This is a genomic window from Candidatus Planktophila vernalis, assembly GCF_002288185.1.
Lineage (GTDB): Bacteria > Actinomycetota > Actinomycetes > Nanopelagicales > Nanopelagicaceae > Planktophila > Planktophila vernalis.
Map to the genome: position 1 here is coordinate 1,213,358 of NZ_CP016776.1, position 19,361 is coordinate 1,232,718.

Below are 19,361 nucleotides of genomic sequence, written 5' to 3' on the forward strand. Positions count from 1 at the left end.
TTTCACCACATCATGGATTCTTGGTGTTACGTGCATATCTGCGCTTTAATACACCGTGCCTAAAACCTTTCAGCGAGATCGCTTTTTCTGGGTCGTCGCTACTCAAACAGCCATTGTTAACTTCTACTTAGGCGGCTTTGGGCCAGCACAATCACTGCTTCGCGCTGATCAAGGAACTTCACTGACTATTGCAGGTCTTCATGGAACAGCTATGGGAGTTGCATCCATTGCAGCTGGTTATGCCAATCCACATCTTGCACATAAATTCGGTCGTGCAAAGTCACAGTGGATTGGCCTTGGAATCTTCTTATTTGGGCTTTTACTCTTTGTTATCTCACCACCTGTTTTTCTCACAATCCCTGCAACGTTGATTGCCGGTTTTGGAACATCGATGGTTATCAACACGATGCTCTCTTCCATGTCTCACCATTATGGAAAAGCTGCAGAGGTTGCTATCCCTCAGGCAAATGGAATTGCATCTGTTGGCTTTGTAACTGGCACTGCTCTCATTGGAACAATTGCATCGCTCTACCCAAACTTTTGGCGCTTAGGCCTACTGCTCGCACTACCTGTGGGATTGATTTTGGTTCTAGTTGGCCGTGAAAAGAATGCAGAAGATCATGTTCCAGATGAGAGTGGCCCGCAAAGCGGAAAGTTATCGGCAAAATATTGGTTAGCTTGGGTTGGTTTTGTTGCATGCATTTCATCTGAGTTTGCAACATCATTTTGGTCGGCGGCTCTATTAAAAGATCGCGTTGGCTCCACTGCTGCTATCTCAACTGTTGCAATTGTTGCACTTGGAACTGGAATGGGAGTCGGCCGCTGGTTTGGTGGTTTAGTGCTAAAGAACTTCAAACTTGATAACCAACTCTTAGGTTTAATCGCACTGCAGTTCATTGGTTTTACTGCCTTTTGGTTCTCCCACTCAATGATTATCAGCCTCATCTGTCTCTTTGTTATTGGCTTAGGTATCTCGATGCAGTTTGCATTGGCTGCAATCCGTCTCGTGAGCTTTAGTGATAATCGCCCAGATTTAGCTGTTGGCAAGTTATCTTTGGCTGCTGGAATCGCTATTGGTGGAGCGCCATTTTTACTAGGTTTCTTAGGCGATAACTTCGGTATTTCACGTGCTTACATCATGGTGCCAGTACTTATTGCAATCGCATTTGTAATTACTGTTCTAACACCATCACACAGCGAGAAGGCATAAATGATGAGTTATAAAACCCGCCGTATTGTGACCCTTGTCGTGCTCTTTGGTTTAATACTTTTAATTGCGATTAGCGGACTTTAAAACCGCAGCCACAGAAATATCAGCTGGCACATCAACCCGATCTTTAAACTTAAACCAAATAACAGTAGTTGCAATTAAACAAATGGCACCACAGGCGGCAATTGTTGATCTAATTCCAATTGCTTCTGCCATCAAACCAATTACTGGTGATCCAACTGGAGTTCCACCCATGAAAATCAAAAGATAGATACCCATTACTCGCCCGCGAATTGCTGGGTCACTATTTACTTGAACAATGGAGTTTGCAGTAATCATGGTTATAAGAGCAGTGACACCACAGATCGGTAGGAAGATTGCATAGGCGGTGTAGTTAGGCAATATTGAAAGCACCAGAATCGCTAGTGCAAAAGCCCCTCCAGCTAAGATAACAAAGCGGGTCTTTCGAAAGCGTTCCAAGCGTGCAGATGCAATGGCACCTGAAAATGAACCAATAGCCACAAAGGTTCCAAGTAATCCATATGCAGCAGGTCCCTTGCCAAACTCTTGTGTTGCCATAAGAGCGTTAAAGATTTGAAAGTTCAGGCCAAAGGTTCCAAGGAAGAAAACTATCAACATAACCACGTAAATATCAGGGCGGGCTAATGCATAGTGCAGGCCTTCTCGCACATTGGTCTTCGACTTCGGTCGATCTTGATGGAAAAACTCTTTCTCATTCATCGCCATTAACGCACCGATAGCAAAAAGATAGGAGGTTCCATTAACTAAGAAGGATGGCCCAGTGCCAAAAGCAGCGATAAGTAAGCCTGATAGGGCGGGTCCTACTAAGCGCCCAGCATTAAAGTTTGCAGAGTTAAGACTTACTGCATTGGGCAGATCATCTTGACCCACGATGTCAGCAGCAAAGGTTTGGCGAACTGGTGCATCTATAGCAGTTGAAATACCAAGCACGGCAGCTAATGCAAATACATGCCATAGCTCCACCTGGTTTGTCATGACGAGTGTTCCTAGTGTGATTGCTGAAAATGCACCTAGGGCGTTGGTTCCAATTAAAAGTTTACGTTTATCAAAACGATCAGCAAAGGCGCCGCCATGGAGTGAAAAGAAAAGAAAGGGAGTGAATTGAATTGCTGTGACAATTCCTAGATATGTTCCGCTGTTTGTAAGTTCTAGAACAAGCCAGTCTTGGGCAACGCGCTGCGCCCAACTTCCAATATTGGAGATGGTACTGGCAGGAAAAAGTATCCGGTAATTACGGTGGCGAAATGATCGCCAATTACCATCCACTTTTACGTTAAATCCCATTACTCTTCTCTCATGGCATCAAATATCGGTTCTGTTGTAACCCTAGTATCAATTGGCGTAATTTGCTGGGTGATTGCCTTTGTCATTGCGTTAGCAGTTGGCGCAGATGCGAAAGTCATTTGGACATGCCTATTCGGAGCAGGCCTAGGCCTAACTGGTATTCGTTATTCAATTCGCCGCAATAAGCGCAGCGGAATTTAATTTAAGCCTCTAGAGCAGATGCAATACCGCGCAATACGCGGCCTAAACGCTCTGCTTCAACTGCTGATGGATGGCGGCCTTGGCGCAAACCATTTCCAACACGATCCAAAATCTTGATTGTGTCTTCAATCATTGCAGCTAAATCATCAGTGTTAGCACGTGAGTTTTCAGCAAGTGATGGAGGTGCATCAATGATGTGTACTGAGAGTGCTTGTGGTCCACGACGCGAGTCAGCAATGCTGAATTCAAGCTTTGTTCCAGGCTTAACTGTTGCAACGCCTTCTGGAAGAGATGAAGCAGCTAGATAAACATCTTCGCCTTCATCATTGGCAATAAAACCGAAACCCTTTTCTAGGGAGAACCATTTAACGCGTCCTGTAGGCATGGGGAGGGCTCCTTGATTATTTCGTGTCTTCGTTTATGCCGCGGGGGTTGCGGTCAGGGCTTTAGTTTATCACCAGGTCAGTGAAGGTCGCTTCCGAGTGAGCGCCGCATCCATGATCAACAGAGACCACGCGTGCATCATCGGGCGAGATTGCATTTGCACACACGCCAAAGGTTGCGCGCAGTGAGCCTGCGATTGGAAGAAAGAATCCGCATGAATGACATGGCTTAGGAGCAGCTTGTGCCAATGGTGCTTGTGGTCCACGGTCCCCGTCATACCAACGCTTAGCAGCTTGATCGCGACCTTCAATAGACATTACTCGTGCACGACCAAAACCTAATTCAACTGCCATTGCAGTATCTAAATCTTCATCCTGTGGCAACGCTGATTGTCCAGGAACTAAACGTGCATCATCTAGTGAACTTGGAACGATGTCACCAACGCCAACATCACCTGGCAAAATGCGATCGCGATAAGGAATCCACTCTGGGGCAAGTAATGCATCTGGCCCAGGAAGAACAACTAAATCACAAACAGTTGGCGTTGCATCCGCATCAACCTTTGCAACAGTGACACACCAACGCCAGCCTTTATAGCCAGCGAGGTTTGCATTAAAAAGATATGTGGCAACGCGGTTCTCATCATCAAACTCAACGCTAATAAATGAACCAACATGATCACGCTTTTCTGCGTGCTCAAAGATTGCAGTATGGGCAAGATTTTTTGCATCAAAAGGAGCAGGTGTGTTTGACGCAGCCTTCTTTGATGTCTCCTTTGGCGTTTTTTTCGCCAATGATTTCTTTGCCATGTATATAGGGTAAAGCAGAACGCCGCCCTCGCGTTAATCGAGGACGGCGTTACGCGTAATTTGTGGGCTTTAGAAGTCCATATCTCCGCCACCTTGTGGCATTGGTGCTGGATTCTTTTCTGGCTTATCTGCAATCACTGCTTCAGTTGTGATGAACAGGGCTGCGATAGATGCAGCGTTCTGTAGCGCAGAACGTGTGACCTTAGCTGGATCAATAATTCCAGATTTGATCATGTCCACATATTCACCAGTTGCAGCGTTGAGACCTTGTCCTGCTGGAAGATTACGAACCTTCTCAACAACAACTCCGCCTTCAAGTCCTGCGTTGATTGCGATTTGCTTGAGTGGAGCTTCGATTGCGAATTCAACAATCTTTGCACCAGTTGCTTCATCACCAGTTAAACCAGTGAACTTCTTAAATGCTGCTGTTGCTGCTTGGAGAAGTGCAACGCCACCACCGGCAACAATTCCTTCTTCAACTGCAGCCTTTGCATTGCGAACTGCATCTTCAATGCGGTGCTTGCGCTCCTTGAGTTCAACCTCAGTTGCAGCTCCAGCCTTGATAACAGCCACGCCACCAGCAAGCTTTGCAAGACGCTCTTGCAACTTCTCGCGGTCATAATCTGAATCGCTCTTCTCAATCTCTGAACGGATCTGTGTGACGCGGCCCTTAATTTGTGCCTCATCGCCAGCGCCTTCAACGATTGTTGTCTCATCCTTGCTGATAACAACCTTGCGAGCGCGACCCAATAGTTCAAGTCCTGCTTGATCTAGCTTGAGACCAACTTCTTCAGAGATAACAGTTGCACCTGTAAGAATTGCAATGTCTTGAAGCATCGCCTTGCGACGATCTCCAAAGCCAGGTGCCTTTACTGCTGCTGAGCGGAAAGTTCCACGGATCTTGTTCACAACAAGTGTTGCCAACGCTTCGCCTTCAACATCTTCAGCGATAATCGCAAGTGGCTTACCTGATTGCATAACCTTTTCAAGAACTGGTACGAGATCTTTAATATTTGCAATCTTTGAGTTCACGATCAATACGTATGCATCTTCTAGAACTGCTTCCATACGATCCTGGTCAGTTACAAAGTAAGGAGAGATATAACCCTTATCAAAGCGCATACCCTCAGTGAGCTCTAGCTCTAAACCAAAAGTATTTGACTCTTCAACAGTGATAACGCCTTCTTTGCCAACCTTGTCCATCGCTTCAGCAATCATCTCGCCGATAGTTGCATCTGCTGCAGAGATAGATGCTGTTGCTGCGATCTGTTCCTTTGAATCAACGGCTTTAGCCATAGACAAAAGCTCAGCAACAATCTCTGTCACTGCCTTTTCCATACCGCGCTTAAGGGCCATTGGGTTTGATCCGGCAGCCACGTTACGAAGTCCTTCACGCACTAGGGCCTGGGCCAAAACAGTTGCTGTAGTTGTTCCATCGCCTGCGACATCATCTGTCTTCTTAGCAACTTCCTTAACTAGCTCTGCGCCAATCTTTTCCCATGGATCATCTAAATCAATTTCTTTAGCGATGGAAACACCATCGTTAGTAATAGTTGGGGCGCCCCACTTCTTCTCTAGGACAACGTTTCGTCCGCGAGGTCCTAGGGTCACTTTGACCGCATCGGCCAAGATATTCATTCCGCGCTCTAATCCGCGGCGGGCTTCTTCATTAAAGGCAATCTGCTTTGCCATGAGTTGTGCTCGCTTTCATGTAATCGTTCAGTTAGCGGGGGCTTTATCACTCGCACCCCGAGAGTGCTAACGCCAAATCTACGGGAGTTATTTCCCAGGCGCAAAACGGTGGGGGGCTTAGCGGGCGATGCGGGTGTTCATGCGGGCCTCGCGCAGGCGGCGTAGGCGCTTCACGAGCATGGGAGAGGCAGCTAGAGCATCATCACGATCGATTAAGTCATTAAGAAGTTGGTAGTAACGGGCAGCCGATAGGTCGAAAAGCTCCTTGATTGCTGCCTCTTTAGCCCCTGCATAGCGCCACCAGCTAGCTTCAAAATCCAGAATACGGACTTCAAGGTCGCTCAGGCCAGTATGAATGGCGGACTCTTCTTGCGCGGACATGAGGGAAATCGTATCGGGTGAGCGCGAAAAATGTGGGATTTAAAGGGTGGAAAGAATCAATTTAATATCGCTGATTTTTGTCCATGGATTAACAATGGCAAAACGCAGAATTGCTTGGCCTTTGTGTGATGAGGGTGGAATAAAACCGATTTGATCAGAAAGTAATTTGTCAGACCAGCTTTGATAATCACTTGCCGACCAACCTTTGCGTGTAAATGCAACGATTGAAAGTTCTGGTTCACACACTAAATCTAAATCTGGATGCGCTTTTACTAATGCAGCAGCTTGATGGGCAACTGTTAATGATTGCTCCATCGCTTCGGTATATGCATCGGTGCCATAGGCAGCAAGGGAAAACCAAAAAGGTAATCCGCGTGTGCGACGAGTTAATTGAATTGCATAATCAGATGGCGACCATGCACCATCTTTTAATGTGTCTAAATAAGAAGCATGTTGTGAGTGAACTTGGCGGGCAAGTTCGGGTTCGCGGTAAATAAGTGCGCAAGCATCATATGGAGCAAATAACCATTTGTGTGGATCAACGATTAAAGAATCAGCAGCCTCTACGCCATCAAAGTGTGAACGAACTGATGGAGCACACAATGCTGCTAATCCATACGCCCCATCAACATGAAACCAAATCCCCCGCTCATGGGCTGCGCTACCAATGCCTTGTAAGTCATCGATGATTCCAAGATTTGTTGTTCCGGCAGTTGCAACAACTGCAAACACGCGATGTGTTGTTGTGGCATGCAGATGATCAATGGCATGGGCAACTGCCTCCCCCATTAACTTTCCATTAGCTGCAACTGGCACCTTTAAAACATCAACATCCATCACATTTGCAGCGCTAACAATTGAAGAGTGGGCTTCTTCGCTGCATGCAATCACCCAACGAGAAGCACCTGGGTGCTTCTTTCGTCCCTGTGCTCGTGCCACAACTAGGGCTGAAAGATTTCCAATTGTTCCACCCTGAACAAAAACTCCACCAGATTCTTCTGGCAATTGTGCTAAGTCAGAAATCCAACGCAGGGCTTGGTTTTCAGCAAATACAGCCCCTGCTCCTTCTTGCCATGAACCGCCATAGAGCGCACTTGCACCAACAACTAAATCAAAAAGGTTTGCATACTCACTGGGAGCAGATGGGATAAAAGCTAAGTTGCGTGGGTGATCAGTTGAAATACAGGCTTTAGCTAAAACAGATGTGAAAACTTCTAAGGCCTCATGGCCGCCTAGACCGCGGGCAGTGATGGTGTTTCCCACTTCGCTAAATAAATCCTCAGCAGTTCTAGGGCCATCCAGTGGTGGATCATTTTTTAAGCGATCGAGACTGTATGCCAAAACTTCAGCAGCAAGAGCTTCTACCTCTGGGGTGAACTCATGCACTGCTTCGTGCTTTCTTCACAATGTTTCGCAGCATTGTTGGAAAAACAAAGAAGTGGAATGGTGCAACTGCATACCAATACATCTGACCCCCAAGTCCACGAGGATTAAAAGTTGCCTCTTGAACAATCTTTGTCTTGCCGTTAATGGTTGAGACTGTGAACTCTAACCATGCTTTGCCAGGTAAAACCATTTCAGCATAAAGTTTTAATCGCACGCCTGGATCTAGCTCGTCCACTCTCCAGAAATCCAAACTCTCACCCACGCGCAAGAAATCAGGATCTCTGCGGCCGCGCCGTAATCCAACTCCGCCAAAGAGGAATCGATCTAAAACTCCACGTGCCCACCATAAGAAATCTGAACCAAACCAGCCGTTATCACCGCCGATTCGCTCAATCTGTTGCCAGACCTTCTCTGCAGGAACATCGGTGATTGTTTCTCTGCGATCACGCAAAACCATTTCACCTGCCCACTCAGGATCTCCTTGAGCTTTTTGCCACGGCGCCATTGGCATCGCTGCATCTGACCAACGTGTCTCAACGCCATGGGTTGTAATCTTTGAAAGCGCTAGAGAAATAGCGTTTTCAACATCAATTAAACCCTCTACAGGTTTTGGAATGAGTGCATCAATTGATTTCGCTGGATCTGCAACAACTTCACTAATGAGCGATCCCACAAGTGGTCTGGCAAGAGCGGTTGGCACAGGTGTTACTAAACCAATCCATAGACTTGAAAGCCCAGGTGTTAACACAGGAACTTTGATAATCCAGCGCTTTTTTAATCCTGATAGTTTTGCAAACTTTTGCATCATGTCGGCATAAGAGAGTACTTCTGGGCCACCAATATCAAATACACGATTTACTGGTGTTTCAAGCTTTGCAGCAGCCTTTAAGTAGTAGAGAACATCTCTAATTGCAATTGGATGTGTTTTATTCATAACCCACTTTGGTGTGGTCATAATCGGTAAGCGGTGAGTTAAATGGCGCAACATTTCAAAACTAGCAGAGCCTGATCCGATAATGATTCCAGCACGCAGCTCCATGACTGCAACTGAAGTAGTTGCTAGTGATTGTCCAGTCATCGCTCGAGAGGCTAAGTGCTTACTAATGTTTACATCGTTAGCGATTCCACCTAAATAGACAATCTGTGAAACCCCAGCACGCTCTGCAGCTTGAGCAAAATTCTTTGCCATCTGAGATTCAATCTCGTCAAAGTTTGGCCCTAAGTTAATTGAGTGCAAGAGATAGAAAGCGGTGTGAACACCAGTTAGCGCCCGGTCCATGTCAGCGATGTTTTCAGCACTGCCCTCACAAATATCTACTTTTGAAGCCCATGGTTGGCCAAGGATCTTGTATTTATCACGCACTAAAATTCGAACATCGTTATTTTCTTCAACTAGCGTGCGCACTAAACGGCCACCAACGTAGCCAGATGCACCTGTAACTAGGTACTTGCGGTTTTGATTGGGCATGGACATGACGTGAAGCCTAGACTTACTCCATGGAAAAGACATCTCTTAAGCCTCGGGTTGTAATACTCGGTGCTGGCTTTGGTGGGCTCACTGCCGCCAAGGCTATGGCAGATACAGCCCATGTCACAGTGGTTGATCGCCACAACTTCCAAACCTTTTTGCCACTTCTTTATCAGGTCTCGACAGCAGGTCTTGCAGCAGATCACGTTGCTCATCCAATTCGCGGTGCGCTTAGAAAAAGTGGAGTCCAGTTTCGAATGGGTTCTCCAATATCTGTGGATCATAAAAATAAGACTATTAAATTAGATAGCAGTGAAGTTTTAGCCTTTGATCAACTCATTGTTGCACTTGGTTCTGTCACAGCAGATTTTTCAATCCCAGGAGTTGCTGAGTATGCACTTGGAATGAAGAGCGTGAGTGAGGCATTAGCTATTCGCGCAGAAGTTATGCGCCGATTTGAAGATCTCTGTCGCTTCGAAGATGACACTAGTTTTTCAATCTCAGTTGTAGGCGGTGGACCAACTGGAGTTGAGATGGCTGGGGCCTTTGCTGAATTAGTTCGTGGTCCACTTAAAAATGATCAAGCCCATGCCGCAGCGCATATTCGAATTAATCTTATTGAAGCAGGCCCTCGAATCCTGCCTATGTTTTCAGAGAAGTTATCAGCTCGTGCTAAAAAAGATTTAGAAAAACTCGGCGTGAATGTCCTCCTCAATACTGCTGTTGCTGAATTAAAGCCAAGATCTATCATCGTTAAAGATGGTAATGAAATTGCTTCAGAGGTAACTATTTGGGCAGCTGGCGTTAAAGGTGAGCCTGCTGGTGGATTATTGAATCTGCCACTAGTCAGCTCGCGCATTGATGTTGATCAGAATTTGCAGGTGAAGAATTACCCAGGCATCTTTGCAATCGGTGATATCTCAGGTTTTGTAGGAAAAGATGGACGTTTTCTTCCTATGGTTGCACCTGTTGCAATGCAGCAGGGCCGCTTTATTGCAAAGCAAATTAAGCGCTTAGCTGATGGAAAAGCGCTAGAGGCTTTCAAATACATTGATAAAGGTTCTATGGCCACCATCGGGCGCCACAAAGCAGTTGTTGAAGTAAAGAATTTCCGCATGTCTGGAATTCCTGCTTGGTATGCCTGGCTTTGGTTGCACTTGTTCTACTTGGTTGGTGGCCGAAACAAGATTGGCACAATGGCCGACTGGACCTGGAACTACCTAACTTTTGATCGCGGTAATCGCCACATCATGGATTCGCAGTAATGCCTGAATATATAAATCTTCGAAACCATCAGCTCTATAATTACGAGTGGGATAACGATGGCGAAGCCGTTGTTTTACTTCATGGTGGCTTGAGTAAAACATCTAGCTGGGATTACTTGATGGTCCCACCCCTTGAAGATGAATTTCATGTCTTTGCATACGATCGCACAGGCCATGGTTTCACCGGTGATCAACCTGGAAGTCTCCACTTTGAATTTCAATGCCAAGAAGCAATTGCATATTTAGAAGATGTTGTTAAGGAGCCTGCTCATCTGATTGGCTATAGCGATGGCGGAATCATTGCGCTCATGGTTGCAATAAAGCGACCTGAGTTAGTGAAATCAATTGTGGCAATTGGGGCGAATTATCATTACAGCGCACCACTAAAGGATTTCTTGGAAGCCCGAGTGTCTGAAGAAGACCAAGCTGAATACAACTTAATTTCACCTGACGCTCCGCACACTCTGCTTGAGAAAATCAAGCGAATGAATGAGATTTGGACAACAGAGCCTGATATTTCCTTAAGTGAGATCGTTTCTATTCAGTGCCCTGTTTTAGTTATGGCAGGTGATGACGATGTCATCGCTCACGATCACACAATTTCCCTCTATGAAGCTTTGCCGCTTGGACAGTTAGCAATTATCCCTGGAACTTCACATGGGCTAGTGAAAGAAAAACCTGCACTCTTAATCGCGGTGATTATGCAATTCTTAGAGGATTTGAGCTATCCGATTACTCGCGATCCAATTCGACGAACTAACAATCAATCGGAGTAATTTTTCCTGTCGCAACGTCATAAATTGCACCGCCCACTGAAACACCCTTATTAAGTAAACGGTAATTGCGAACTGCATTCACATCTTCAATCAAAGAAGCCTTCTGATCGGCAACAGTTTTAAACTCAAGCTCTGATGTGTCAATGCCGTATTTGGTATCAATCTCACGGTGAATTTCTGCTTCATCCACTTGTGCCATTCGGCAGTTGGTGTGAGGCATGATCAAGATTCTTTTAACACCCAACAAATACGTGGCCAAAACCAGAGTACGTAAAACGTCATCAGTCACACGCGCTCCAGCATTACGCAAGATCTTGGCATCGCCAGAGTTCATACCAATAACTGAAAGCGGATTAATGCGTGAATCCATGCAGGTGACAATTGCTAAGCCTTTTTGGGCTGTGCCAGTTAGACCTGAGTATTTGAAAGTCTTGATGTATTCATCATTGGCTGCCAACGCATCGGCAAATTCATCAAAAGGAAACTTTGACATCATCGCCTACTTCCTTTAACCACGAGCCCCCCGTCAGGATTGAACTGACGACCTGCGCATTACAAGTGCGCTGCTCTACCACTGAGCTAGAGAGGCCTACGTGCGAACACGTATCGATCTTTCGACCAGCGGCAATTATGGCAGTGGAATGCAAAAACTTAAAATCGTGGGTTCGACCCAGCCTCAGCGATAGGTTGTGCCGGTGAGATTAGGCGTTCTAGATGTGGGCTCAAATACCATCCATTTGCAGGTGATGGATGCCCACCTGGGTGCCCGTCCAGAACCTGCAACTAGTTTTAAAGTTGAACTTCGCCTGACTGAACATCTCGATGCTGCTGGCTCAATCACTCCGCAAGGAATAGATCTACTACATCAAGCAGTTGGCGATTCAGTTGCACATGCCAATGAAAATCAAGCTGATGAGATTTTGGCTTTTGCAACGTCGGCTATTCGTGATGCAAAAAATGGTCCAAAGATTATTCAAGAGATTAATCAACGCCACCAGATTGATTTACAAATCCTCACCGGCGATGAAGAAGCTCGCATGACTTTTCTGGCTGTGCGCCGCTGGTTAGGTTGGTCTGCTGGAAAACTTTTGATGATTGACATCGGTGGCGGTTCACTTGAAATTGCATCTGGCGTTGATGAAAACCCAGAAGCGACTTTGTCTTTGCCGTTAGGTGCAGCGCGATTAACTCGAGATTTCTTGAGTGGGGATCCCTATAGTTCAAAAGGTATTAAGTTTTTAGAGGATTTTGTGAGCAGCAAGCTAGAAGATGAACTCCCTGCAATTCTTCGTACGCATGATGCCGATCGATGTGTTGCAACGAGCAAGACTTTTAGAACTCTTGCCAGATTATCTGGCCATATGTTTAATGAAAATCCAAAGTATTTAGAGAGTGCAAACTTAAAGGCAATGGTTTCAAAGCTTGCAGATATGACTGATAAATCTCGAGCTGAGCTTCCAGGAGTTTCAAATAGCCGCGCCAAGCAAATTGTTGCTGGAGCGATAGTTGCACGCGCAACAATGAACACTTTAGATCTAGATCGCGTGGAAATATGCCCGTGGGCGTTGCGTGAGGGTGTTGTATTACGTAGGTTGGACTGGCTTAATAATTAAGCTTTAGGTGCTTCAACCCAGTCAATAGCAATGATTTCACCATCTCTGTAATGCAAAACCCATGCTTCGCCTGGTTCTAGCTTTTGATCAAGCTGCTTGAAGTTCTTCTTACCAATCAACTTCTTCAAAAGCTTTGGCAAAATAGGGTTATGGCTGCAGACAATGGCGCTCTTGCCTTGATCCATTAAATCTTGTGCATAATCAAGTGGCGCTTCTTTATCTTTAGCAAAGCCATGTTCACTTAAATCAGCAGAGTAAATCGGATTGATACTTAAAGAGCGAGATATCGGTTCGATAGTTTCAATACAGCGCTGGGCATCGGATGAATGAATCTCTTGAATTCCATAAGGCAGGTAGAGTGAAAGCATTCGTTTGGATTGGATCTGTCCGAGTTGAGCTAACGGTCGATCTCCGTCATCTCCATCCCAATCTTCTCGCTTAACAGCTTTAGCGTGGCGCAGAAGAACAAGTGGTGTTGTACCAGAGTTGAACTCTAGGAAGAAGTCCACAAGTGACTTGTCATCTTCTAACGTTAATTTCTTCTTGGCATCAGCTGGTGATAACCAAAGTATTTGGTCAACTTCGTGCAGATCAGTAGTTCCTGTTGGTTCCCCTACGGCTTGAGCTGACCAATACTTAACAATCTTTCTAATACCATCAACTTCATATGTAACATCACCGATCTCTGGACCAAATATTGGTGCATACCCAGTCTCTTCCATAACTTCGCGATATGCGCAGCCAATCATCGTTTCATTAGGATCTAATTTTCCCTTTGGTAATGACCAGTCGTCATAACGAGGACGGTGGATGATTGCTAACTCGAGCTTCTTCTTTCCTACTTCGCGCCAGAGAACTGCGCCAGCGGCATAAATCACTTCTCTATCTGGGCTCATTTAGCGCTCCCTTGAGTAGGTGTGAATAAAGGCGGAGTGCACGTCAAGTAGGGCTTGTCCCTTACTGTTCTTAGAGACTCTCACCCAATCAATTCCAGAGAGTTTCCAGCTAGAACTATCTGCGCTCAAACCTAAATCTAAAATCTCTTGCAGGCGATTTTGGTGCTCTTTCTTATCGATTCGCACCAAACTCTCCACGCGGCGATCAAGATTGCGCCCCATTAAGTCGGCACTACCAATCCAATACTCATGATCTCCGGCATTGGTGAAATGGAAGATTCGTGAGTGCTCTAGAAAACGACCAAGAACTGATTTGACTGTAATAGTCTCTGAAATTCCTTTGATGCCAGGTTGGACTGCGCAAATTCCTCGGACTAACAATTCGATCTTCACGCCAGCCTGAGATGCTTCATAGAGTTTTGCAACAAAACCTTCATCAAGAATTGAGTTGAGTTTGAGTTGAATTCCAGATGCCTTGCCAGCTTTATGGTTCTTGATCTCGCGGTCAATTCTTTCGGTAATTCCAGATCGAAGTGTTGATGGCGCAACAAGAAGTCGTGAGTAAGTTGACTGCGGTGCAAAGCCAGAGAGTTGGTTAAAGAGTTTAGTTAAGTCTTCAGTCAACTCTGGATCAGCACTAAGAATTCCTAAATCTTCATAGATGCGAGCAGTCTTTGGGTTGTAGTTACCTGTTCCCATGTGGCAGTAGCGACGAAGTCCATTTGGCTCATCACGGATAACAAGTGAGAGCTTGGCATGTGTCTTTAGACCCATGAGCCCATAAACAACGTGGACACCAGCTGCTTCTAACTTACGAGCCCAGCGCACGTTGGCTTGTTCATCAAAGCGCGCACGAATTTCAATAACTGCTAAAACTTGCTTGCCTGCTTCTGCCGCTTCTATTAAAGCTTCAACAATGGGTGAATCACCTGAAGTTCTATAGAGCGTTTGCTTAATGGCCAAAGTCTGTGGGTCTTGGGCAGCATTTTGTAGGAACTGCACCACCGAAGAAGTAAAGGATTCATAGGGGTGGTGGAGCAATATTTCACCTTGACGGATCGCGGCAAAGAATAGGTCTGGATCCTCTTGATCCACTTCAGCAAGCGCTTTGGCAGTTCTGGATCTAAATCGATCAAACTTTAAGTCAGGGAAATCAAGGTCAGCAATCTTGTTCAGTGATGTTAAATCAAGGGGTGCCGAAATATGAATCACATTTTCTGGATTAATCTTTAACTCATTTGATAGACGAGTAACTAACTTCTCATCGACTTCGCTTTCAATTTCTAAGCGAACAGGTGGACCAAATCGACGACGAGCAAGTTCTTGCTCAATTGAAGTTAAAATATCCTCAGATTCTTCTTCATCAAGATCCATATCTTGATTTCGTGTAATTCGAAATGTGTAGTGATCTTGGATTATCATTCCAGGGAAGAGTTCCTGGAGGTGAATTGCAATCAAATCCTCTAGCGGTAGGAATCTAGTGGAACCTGTCTTTGCAGTGGCAATAAAGTGTGGCAAAATCTCAGGGACCTTAACACGAGCAAAGAACTCTTCATGAGAAGTTGGATTCTTAACTATTACCGCTAAATTCAAAGAGAGCCCTGAAATATATGGAAATGGGTGTGAAGGATCAACCGCTAATGGAGTTAAAACTGGGAAAATACGGTCTTGAAACAACTTTGTGACATAGCCACGCTCAGTATCGTTGAGTTGATCCCAATGGACAAATTCGATTCCCTGTTTCTTAAGTAAAGGCTCAATCTCCTTGTGATACACATTTGATTGACGTTCCATCAAAGCATTTGTGCGAAGAGAAACCTGTTTCATTAACTCCATTGGAGTAAATCCAGCAACATTTGCTGCAGTGACACCGTTTTCTAACTTACTCATCAAAGTTGCCACACGAACCATGAAGAACTCATCAAGATTTGAGGAGAAAATCGCCAAGAATCTGACGCGTTCTAGCAAAGGCATCGTTGGATCTTCGGCCAACTCCAACACCCGCTGATTAAATGAAAGCCAACTCATTTCGCGGTCGGTGATATTTTGGAGCTTCATGGGGAAATTGTGTCCTTGTTAAGTGAATTCTAAGTGTCTGGACTAAGGCTATCAGGCTAATCAAGGGGGATTAGGCGCCAATCTAGGCTCAATGGCAGACTTGCGCCCATGATGACGAATTACTGGATGAGTCCAGAAACAACTGCAGTAAATCGTCTACCGATGCTCAATATCGAGCATTTAGAAAAAATCAGCCTCGATGGAACTTGGCGCTTTCAACTTCTACGTTCTCCACGTGAGCCATTAGGTCGCAAGTGGGCATCAATCCCAGTTCCAAGTTTATGGACGATGCAAGAAGAAAGTAATGTGTTTTTTGATAAACCCATCTACACAAACACTCAAATGCCTTTTGAAGAACAACCACCATTTGTTCCAGAGGAAAATCCACATGGTGTGTATGAGCGAGATTTCGATCTTCCAGATGGCTGGATGGGCAAGCGCATTGTTTTGCACCTCGGTGGTTATGAATCTGTAGCAGTTGTATTCATCAATGGCGTTGAAGTGGGTCTTACTAAAGATTCACGCCTTGCTGCTGAATTTGATGTTACACGTTTTGTTAAGCGTGGCAACAACGTTGTGCGCATTGATGTTACAAAATGGTCTGATGCAACTTTCATTGAGGACCAAGACCAATGGTGGCATGGTGGAATTACCCGTTCTGTAAAACTCTTTGCAACTAATAAGGTTTTCATTGAACGCTTCTACACAACTGCAGGTCTTGAAAAAGATTGCACCACAGGAACTCTTGATATCCGTGCTCACATCGCCTCAATCGATAACATCTCAACGCACAACTACACCTTGCGTGCATCGATTGAAGAGCTTCCAAAAGTTAAAGCGGCAAACCTTGAATCAACGCTAAAGACTTTCCAATCCCCTAAATGGACTGAGCGTGCTGAAGAGTTAAAGGCTAGAAGTGATGAGTATTTCCATGGCAAGTTTTGGAATGGCAATATGCCAGCAGATGCCAAGAAAGCTATTTTGGAAAATGAACCATGGCCAGCGGGCAAAATCCATCTAAATACCCGCATTCCTAAAGTTAAAGCCTGGTCAGCAGAATCACCCAATCTCTACACCCTCCACGTTGAACTCATCGATCCTGATGGCAACATCGTTGAAGTCTCACAACAAAAGATTGGCTTTCGCTCTGTTGAAGTAAAGGGCCAGGACTTCTTAATTAATGGCCAACCTGTGATGTTCTATGGCGTTAACCGCCACGATTTCAACCGTTACACAGGCCGCGCACTTACTCGTGAAGATATGCGTGAAGACTTACTAGAACTCAAGCGTTGGAACTTCAACGCCGTTCGCACATCCCACTACCCCAACGATGCAGCTTTCCTAGATCTCTGTGATGAGCTTGGTTTCTATGTCATCGGTGAAGCAAATATTGAATCTCACGCATTCATTGCATCTATCTGTGATGATGCAAAGTACTTAACTGCATTCGTAGATCGTGTTGGCAGAATGATTCAACGCGACATTCACCACCCATCAGCAATCATGTGGTCACTTGGCAATGAATCAGGTGCTGGAACCAACCATGAAGCAGCTGCAGCATTTGCTCGAAGCTTTGATCCATCACGCCCACTTCACTATGAAGGTGGCATCCGTGGTAACTGGATGGGTTCACACTCACTCACTGATGTTATTTGTCCGATGTATCCAGCTGTTACTGCAATTAAAGAGTATGCAACTTCTGCAAAAGCAGATCGACCATTGATTATGTGCGAGTACTCCCACGCTATGGGTAATAGCAATGGAACTCTTGCTGAGTATTGGGAAGTTATTGAAACAACGAGAGGTCTGCAAGGCGGATTTATCTGGGAGTTCTGGGATCACGGTCCAGTTCAAACAATGCCAGATGGATCAAAGCGCAACGCTTATGGCGGCGACTACGGTGAGAAGAAGCATGATGGCAACTTCTGCTGCGATGGAATGGTTTTCCCAGATCGCACCGCTAAGCCTGCAATGGCTGAATTTAAGGCTATTGCCGCCCCAGCCAACATCAGCGCAGTAAAGGCATCAACTGGTTCTTTCAAAATCTTTAACAAGCACTTCTTTAAAGATTTAAGCGAGTATGAAGTGAGCTGGACTATCACTCGTGATGGCCTCATCATCGATAGTGGCAAAGTAAAGCTGCCTAAGGTTGCACCACGTAAGACTGTTGCATTTAAAGTTTCATCTAAGCACCTATCTAAGGCCAATGGACCAGGTGAGCGCTTTATTACTTTCACCATCATCAACATTGATAGCACCCCATGGGCTCCAGCATTTACTGAAGTTGGCTGGAATCAAATGGCTCTACCGTCACGTGCTCTAACAATTAAGAGCGCAAAAGCATCTGATGAATACACAAATGTTCTAGATGACTACGGTCAGATTGTTTTGCCACGCGGAGTTGTTGCACCGACGCTAACTCTTTGGCGCGCACCAACTGATAACGATCGCATCGGACACATGGCAACTAAGTGGAACCGTTGGGGCTTGCGCGATATGGATCGCACCGACTGTGTTGTTTCACAAAATCGCACCAGCACTAAAGTCACAAACACGTGGCAGACAAGTACTGGAATTAGCATTAAGCACGTTCAAGTAATTACTCCTGTGGCCGATGGCTTTAGAGTCAAAGAATCTGTAACGCTACCTAAGGTGCTAACAGATGTTGCACGAGTCGGTGTTAACTTTGAATTAGATGGCGCGCTCACTGATGTGACCTGGTTTGGTTCAGGTCCTCATGAGTCATACCCAGATCGAAAGATTGCTCGTATTCATCGCTTTGTTTCTAGCGTTGCAAACCAATACATTCCATATGTCAGGCCACAAGAAAATGGTGGACACACCGCAGTGCGATGGTTTGAAGTAACAGATGCAACTGGACATGGAGTTCGAGTCCAAATGGGTAAGCCATTACAGGTCTCTGTAACGCCTAATAGAGCAGTGGATTTAGCTGATGCCACCCATGATGTCGAAGTAAAAGCATGTGGCAACGTCGTTGTTCATATCGATGGAGCACATCGTGGAGTTGGAACATCATCATGTGGTCCAGATACTTTGCCTAAATACAAAATCAAACCAGGCCTACACACCTGGGAGTGGACGCTTACTTCAATCTAAATTCAGTGGCCAACCAATGGCAATTGGATATTTGCAGCTTCGACCATCTCCTGATGATTTACCGCGTGCACGTCGCCACATCCATGGCAGAGCAAAAGTAATAAACCACAAAATAGTCACTACTACTTTAAATACCTTAGGTTCAGGCTTTGCCGGTGGCAAAGGATCACGCCACCCAGCATCAAAGGGAAGTTCTAGAAGTTCAAGTACTGCATCTGCAACACGTTCATGACCCAGAGCATTTAAGTGCAAGCGATCAAAGGCTAAAAATCTCTTATCGCTAAATGCTGGTTCTTCATTTGCATCAGCAATGATTGCGCCAACTTCTTGTGCAACGGCTCGAACATTTCGATTAAACCCACCAAAGCGCTCTTCCCACATCTTGGCAGAGCGTCCTGAGTTTCCTGTGCGCTCTAAAACAGTAAAGAGCAAAATCGTTGCACCTGATGCAGCCAAACGTCTCACGGCATCGGCATATTGTTTTAAAACAATCTCAGCTTTGTATCCAGGTCGAATAACATCATTTGCACCGGCGTGAAAAGAGATAAGAGTTTCAGGTCCAGTTACTTGGGCTAACGCAGCTTCAATTTGTTCATCTAAAACTTGTCTAACAAGTTTGCCGCGAATAGCTAAGTTGGCATAGGTGAAATCTGGATGGGCTTTTGCCATGCCATCTGCAACGCGATCTGCCCAACCACGGTAGTTGCCATGTAGTTTTTCATCAGACATACCCTCGGTATAGGAATCACCGAGTGCGATAAAACGAGTGTAAATCACCT

17 protein-coding genes and 1 tRNA gene are annotated in these 19,361 nt (G+C 45.5%); 6 read left to right on the top strand and 12 right to left on the bottom strand.

Translation table 11 applies throughout. The features are described 5' to 3' along the window. The first annotated feature begins 55 nt into the window (after positions 1 to 55). A complete protein-coding gene (locus A7sIIA15_RS06315) occupies positions 56 to 1,210 on the top strand; it encodes an MFS transporter (RefSeq protein ID WP_095686293.1) in 1,155 nt (384 codons plus the stop codon). A gap of 60 nt (positions 1,211 to 1,270) precedes the next feature. On the opposite strand, the gene A7sIIA15_RS06320 is transcribed toward A7sIIA15_RS06315, so the two are convergent. Beyond that, positions 1,271 to 2,536: an MFS transporter gene (locus A7sIIA15_RS06320; RefSeq protein ID WP_095686294.1), complete on the bottom strand. Its 1,266-nt coding sequence runs from the start codon at positions 2,534 to 2,536 to the stop codon at positions 1,271 to 1,273. Positions 2,537 to 2,548: 12 nt separating this feature from the next. On the opposite strand from A7sIIA15_RS06320, the gene A7sIIA15_RS06325 reads away from it, so the two are divergent. Next, positions 2,549 to 2,737 carry a DUF2530 domain-containing protein gene (locus tag A7sIIA15_RS06325; RefSeq protein WP_029168574.1) on the top strand — a complete coding sequence of 63 codons (189 nt, stop codon included), beginning with the start codon at positions 2,549 to 2,551 and terminating at the stop codon, positions 2,735 to 2,737. A 1-nt stretch (position 2,738) separates the two neighbouring features. Here A7sIIA15_RS06325 and A7sIIA15_RS06330 read toward each other — a convergent pair whose 3' ends face one another. The 6 genes from A7sIIA15_RS06330 to A7sIIA15_RS06355 all read right to left on the bottom strand — a co-directional run bounded on the left by A7sIIA15_RS06330 (position 2,739) and on the right by A7sIIA15_RS06355 (position 8,863). Further along, entirely contained in the window at positions 2,739 to 3,122 is a 384-nt protein-coding gene (locus tag A7sIIA15_RS06330) for a cold-shock protein (protein WP_018207421.1), read from the bottom strand. Positions 3,123 to 3,183: 61 nt separating this feature from the next. Continuing rightward, positions 3,184 to 3,930, bottom strand: a complete 747-nt coding sequence (locus tag A7sIIA15_RS06335) for a DUF3027 domain-containing protein (RefSeq protein ID WP_095686295.1) — start codon at positions 3,928 to 3,930, stop codon at positions 3,184 to 3,186. A 69-nt stretch (positions 3,931 to 3,999) separates the two neighbouring features. Then, positions 4,000 to 5,622: a chaperonin GroEL gene (groL, locus tag A7sIIA15_RS06340; RefSeq protein ID WP_095686296.1), complete on the bottom strand. Its 1,623-nt coding sequence runs from the start codon at positions 5,620 to 5,622 to the stop codon at positions 4,000 to 4,002. A 117-nt stretch (positions 5,623 to 5,739) separates the two neighbouring features. Further along, complete coding sequence (locus tag A7sIIA15_RS06345; RefSeq protein WP_095686297.1) at positions 5,740 to 6,003, bottom strand: DUF3263 domain-containing protein; 264 nt, start codon at positions 6,001 to 6,003, stop codon at positions 5,740 to 5,742. Positions 6,004 to 6,042: 39 nt separating this feature from the next. Beyond that, positions 6,043 to 7,389 carry a pyridoxal phosphate-dependent decarboxylase family protein gene (locus A7sIIA15_RS06350; protein ID WP_095686298.1) on the bottom strand — a complete coding sequence of 449 codons (1,347 nt, stop codon included), beginning with the start codon at positions 7,387 to 7,389 and terminating at the stop codon, positions 6,043 to 6,045. Further along, the gene (locus A7sIIA15_RS06355) at positions 7,382 to 8,863 is read right to left on the bottom strand and encodes an SDR family oxidoreductase (protein WP_095686299.1); all 1,482 of its coding nucleotides are present in this window, start codon (positions 8,861 to 8,863) and stop codon (positions 7,382 to 7,384) included. Before A7sIIA15_RS06355 ends, A7sIIA15_RS06350 begins: the two co-directional genes overlap by 8 nt. 23 nt (positions 8,864 to 8,886) lie before the next feature. Between A7sIIA15_RS06355 and A7sIIA15_RS06360 the strand changes: the two genes are divergently transcribed. Together A7sIIA15_RS06360 and A7sIIA15_RS06365 are read left to right on the top strand one after the other, a co-directional pair. Beyond that, positions 8,887 to 10,122: an NAD(P)/FAD-dependent oxidoreductase gene (locus A7sIIA15_RS06360; protein WP_095686300.1), complete on the top strand. Its 1,236-nt coding sequence runs from the start codon at positions 8,887 to 8,889 to the stop codon at positions 10,120 to 10,122. Beyond that, on the top strand, positions 10,122 to 10,898 hold the full coding sequence (locus tag A7sIIA15_RS06365; protein WP_095686301.1) for an alpha/beta fold hydrolase: 777 nt from the start codon (positions 10,122 to 10,124) through the stop codon (positions 10,896 to 10,898). Before A7sIIA15_RS06360 ends, A7sIIA15_RS06365 begins: the two co-directional genes overlap by 1 nt. Here A7sIIA15_RS06365 and A7sIIA15_RS06370 read toward each other — a convergent pair. Together A7sIIA15_RS06370 and A7sIIA15_RS06375 are read right to left on the bottom strand one after the other, a co-directional pair. Then, a complete protein-coding gene (locus A7sIIA15_RS06370) occupies positions 10,879 to 11,391 on the bottom strand; it encodes a beta-class carbonic anhydrase (RefSeq protein ID WP_095686302.1) in 513 nt (170 codons plus the stop codon). The two genes, A7sIIA15_RS06365 and A7sIIA15_RS06370, sit on opposite strands and share 20 nt — an antisense overlap. Positions 11,392 to 11,415: 24 nt before the next feature. Beyond that, positions 11,416 to 11,487, bottom strand: a tRNA-Thr gene (locus A7sIIA15_RS06375). A gap of 106 nt (positions 11,488 to 11,593) precedes the next feature. Between A7sIIA15_RS06375 and A7sIIA15_RS06380 the strand changes: the two genes are divergently transcribed. Further along, positions 11,594 to 12,511 carry a Ppx/GppA family phosphatase gene (locus A7sIIA15_RS06380; RefSeq protein WP_223298250.1) on the top strand — a complete coding sequence of 306 codons (918 nt, stop codon included), beginning with the start codon at positions 11,594 to 11,596 and terminating at the stop codon, positions 12,509 to 12,511. Here A7sIIA15_RS06380 and A7sIIA15_RS06385 read toward each other — a convergent pair. Then, positions 12,508 to 13,407 carry an NUDIX hydrolase gene (locus tag A7sIIA15_RS06385; protein WP_095686303.1) on the bottom strand — a complete coding sequence of 300 codons (900 nt, stop codon included), beginning with the start codon at positions 13,405 to 13,407 and terminating at the stop codon, positions 12,508 to 12,510. The two genes, A7sIIA15_RS06380 and A7sIIA15_RS06385, sit on opposite strands and share 4 nt — an antisense overlap. Then, positions 13,408 to 15,465, bottom strand: a complete 2,058-nt coding sequence (locus A7sIIA15_RS06390; RefSeq protein WP_095686304.1) for an RNA degradosome polyphosphate kinase — start codon at positions 15,463 to 15,465, stop codon at positions 13,408 to 13,410. A gap of 108 nt (positions 15,466 to 15,573) precedes the next feature. Between A7sIIA15_RS06390 and A7sIIA15_RS06395 the strand changes: the two genes are divergently transcribed. Next, a complete protein-coding gene (locus A7sIIA15_RS06395) occupies positions 15,574 to 18,582 on the top strand; it encodes a glycoside hydrolase family 2 TIM barrel-domain containing protein (RefSeq protein WP_223298251.1) in 3,009 nt (1,002 codons plus the stop codon). Here A7sIIA15_RS06395 and A7sIIA15_RS06400 read toward each other — a convergent pair. After that, positions 18,574 to 19,359 (bottom strand): SGNH/GDSL hydrolase family protein, encoded by a 786-nt coding sequence (locus A7sIIA15_RS06400; protein WP_095686305.1) that lies wholly within the window; start codon positions 19,357 to 19,359, stop codon positions 18,574 to 18,576. The genes A7sIIA15_RS06395 and A7sIIA15_RS06400 overlap by 9 nt on opposite strands. Positions 19,360 to 19,361: the final 2 nt, after the last annotated feature.

Coding starts and splice junctions, on each gene's coding strand:
- A7sIIA15_RS06325 (WP_029168574.1), top strand. CDS start 2,549: ATGGCATCAAATATCGGTTCTGTTGTAACCCTAGTATCAATTGGCGTA.
- A7sIIA15_RS06360 (WP_095686300.1), top strand. CDS start 8,887: ATGGAAAAGACATCTCTTAAGCCTCGGGTTGTAATACTCGGTGCTGGC.
- A7sIIA15_RS06395 (WP_223298251.1), top strand. CDS start 15,574: ATGATGACGAATTACTGGATGAGTCCAGAAACAACTGCAGTAAATCGT.
- A7sIIA15_RS06335 (WP_095686295.1), bottom strand. CDS start 3,930: ATGGCAAAGAAATCATTGGCGAAAAAAACGCCAAAGGAGACATCAAAG.
- A7sIIA15_RS06345 (WP_095686297.1), bottom strand. CDS start 6,003: ATGTCCGCGCAAGAAGAGTCCGCCATTCATACTGGCCTGAGCGACCTT.
- A7sIIA15_RS06370 (WP_095686302.1), bottom strand. CDS start 11,391: ATGTCAAAGTTTCCTTTTGATGAATTTGCCGATGCGTTGGCAGCCAAT.
- A7sIIA15_RS06365 (WP_095686301.1), top strand. CDS start 10,122: ATGCCTGAATATATAAATCTTCGAAACCATCAGCTCTATAATTACGAG.
- A7sIIA15_RS06390 (WP_095686304.1), bottom strand. CDS start 15,465: ATGAAGCTCCAAAATATCACCGACCGCGAAATGAGTTGGCTTTCATTT.
- A7sIIA15_RS06320 (WP_095686294.1), bottom strand. CDS start 2,536: ATGGGATTTAACGTAAAAGTGGATGGTAATTGGCGATCATTTCGCCAC.
- groL (WP_095686296.1), bottom strand. CDS start 5,622: ATGGCAAAGCAGATTGCCTTTAATGAAGAAGCCCGCCGCGGATTAGAG.
- A7sIIA15_RS06330 (WP_018207421.1), bottom strand. CDS start 3,122: ATGCCTACAGGACGCGTTAAATGGTTCTCCCTAGAAAAGGGTTTCGGT.
- A7sIIA15_RS06385 (WP_095686303.1), bottom strand. CDS start 13,407: ATGAGCCCAGATAGAGAAGTGATTTATGCCGCTGGCGCAGTTCTCTGG.
- A7sIIA15_RS06355 (WP_095686299.1), bottom strand. CDS start 8,863: ATGTCCATGCCCAATCAAAACCGCAAGTACCTAGTTACAGGTGCATCT.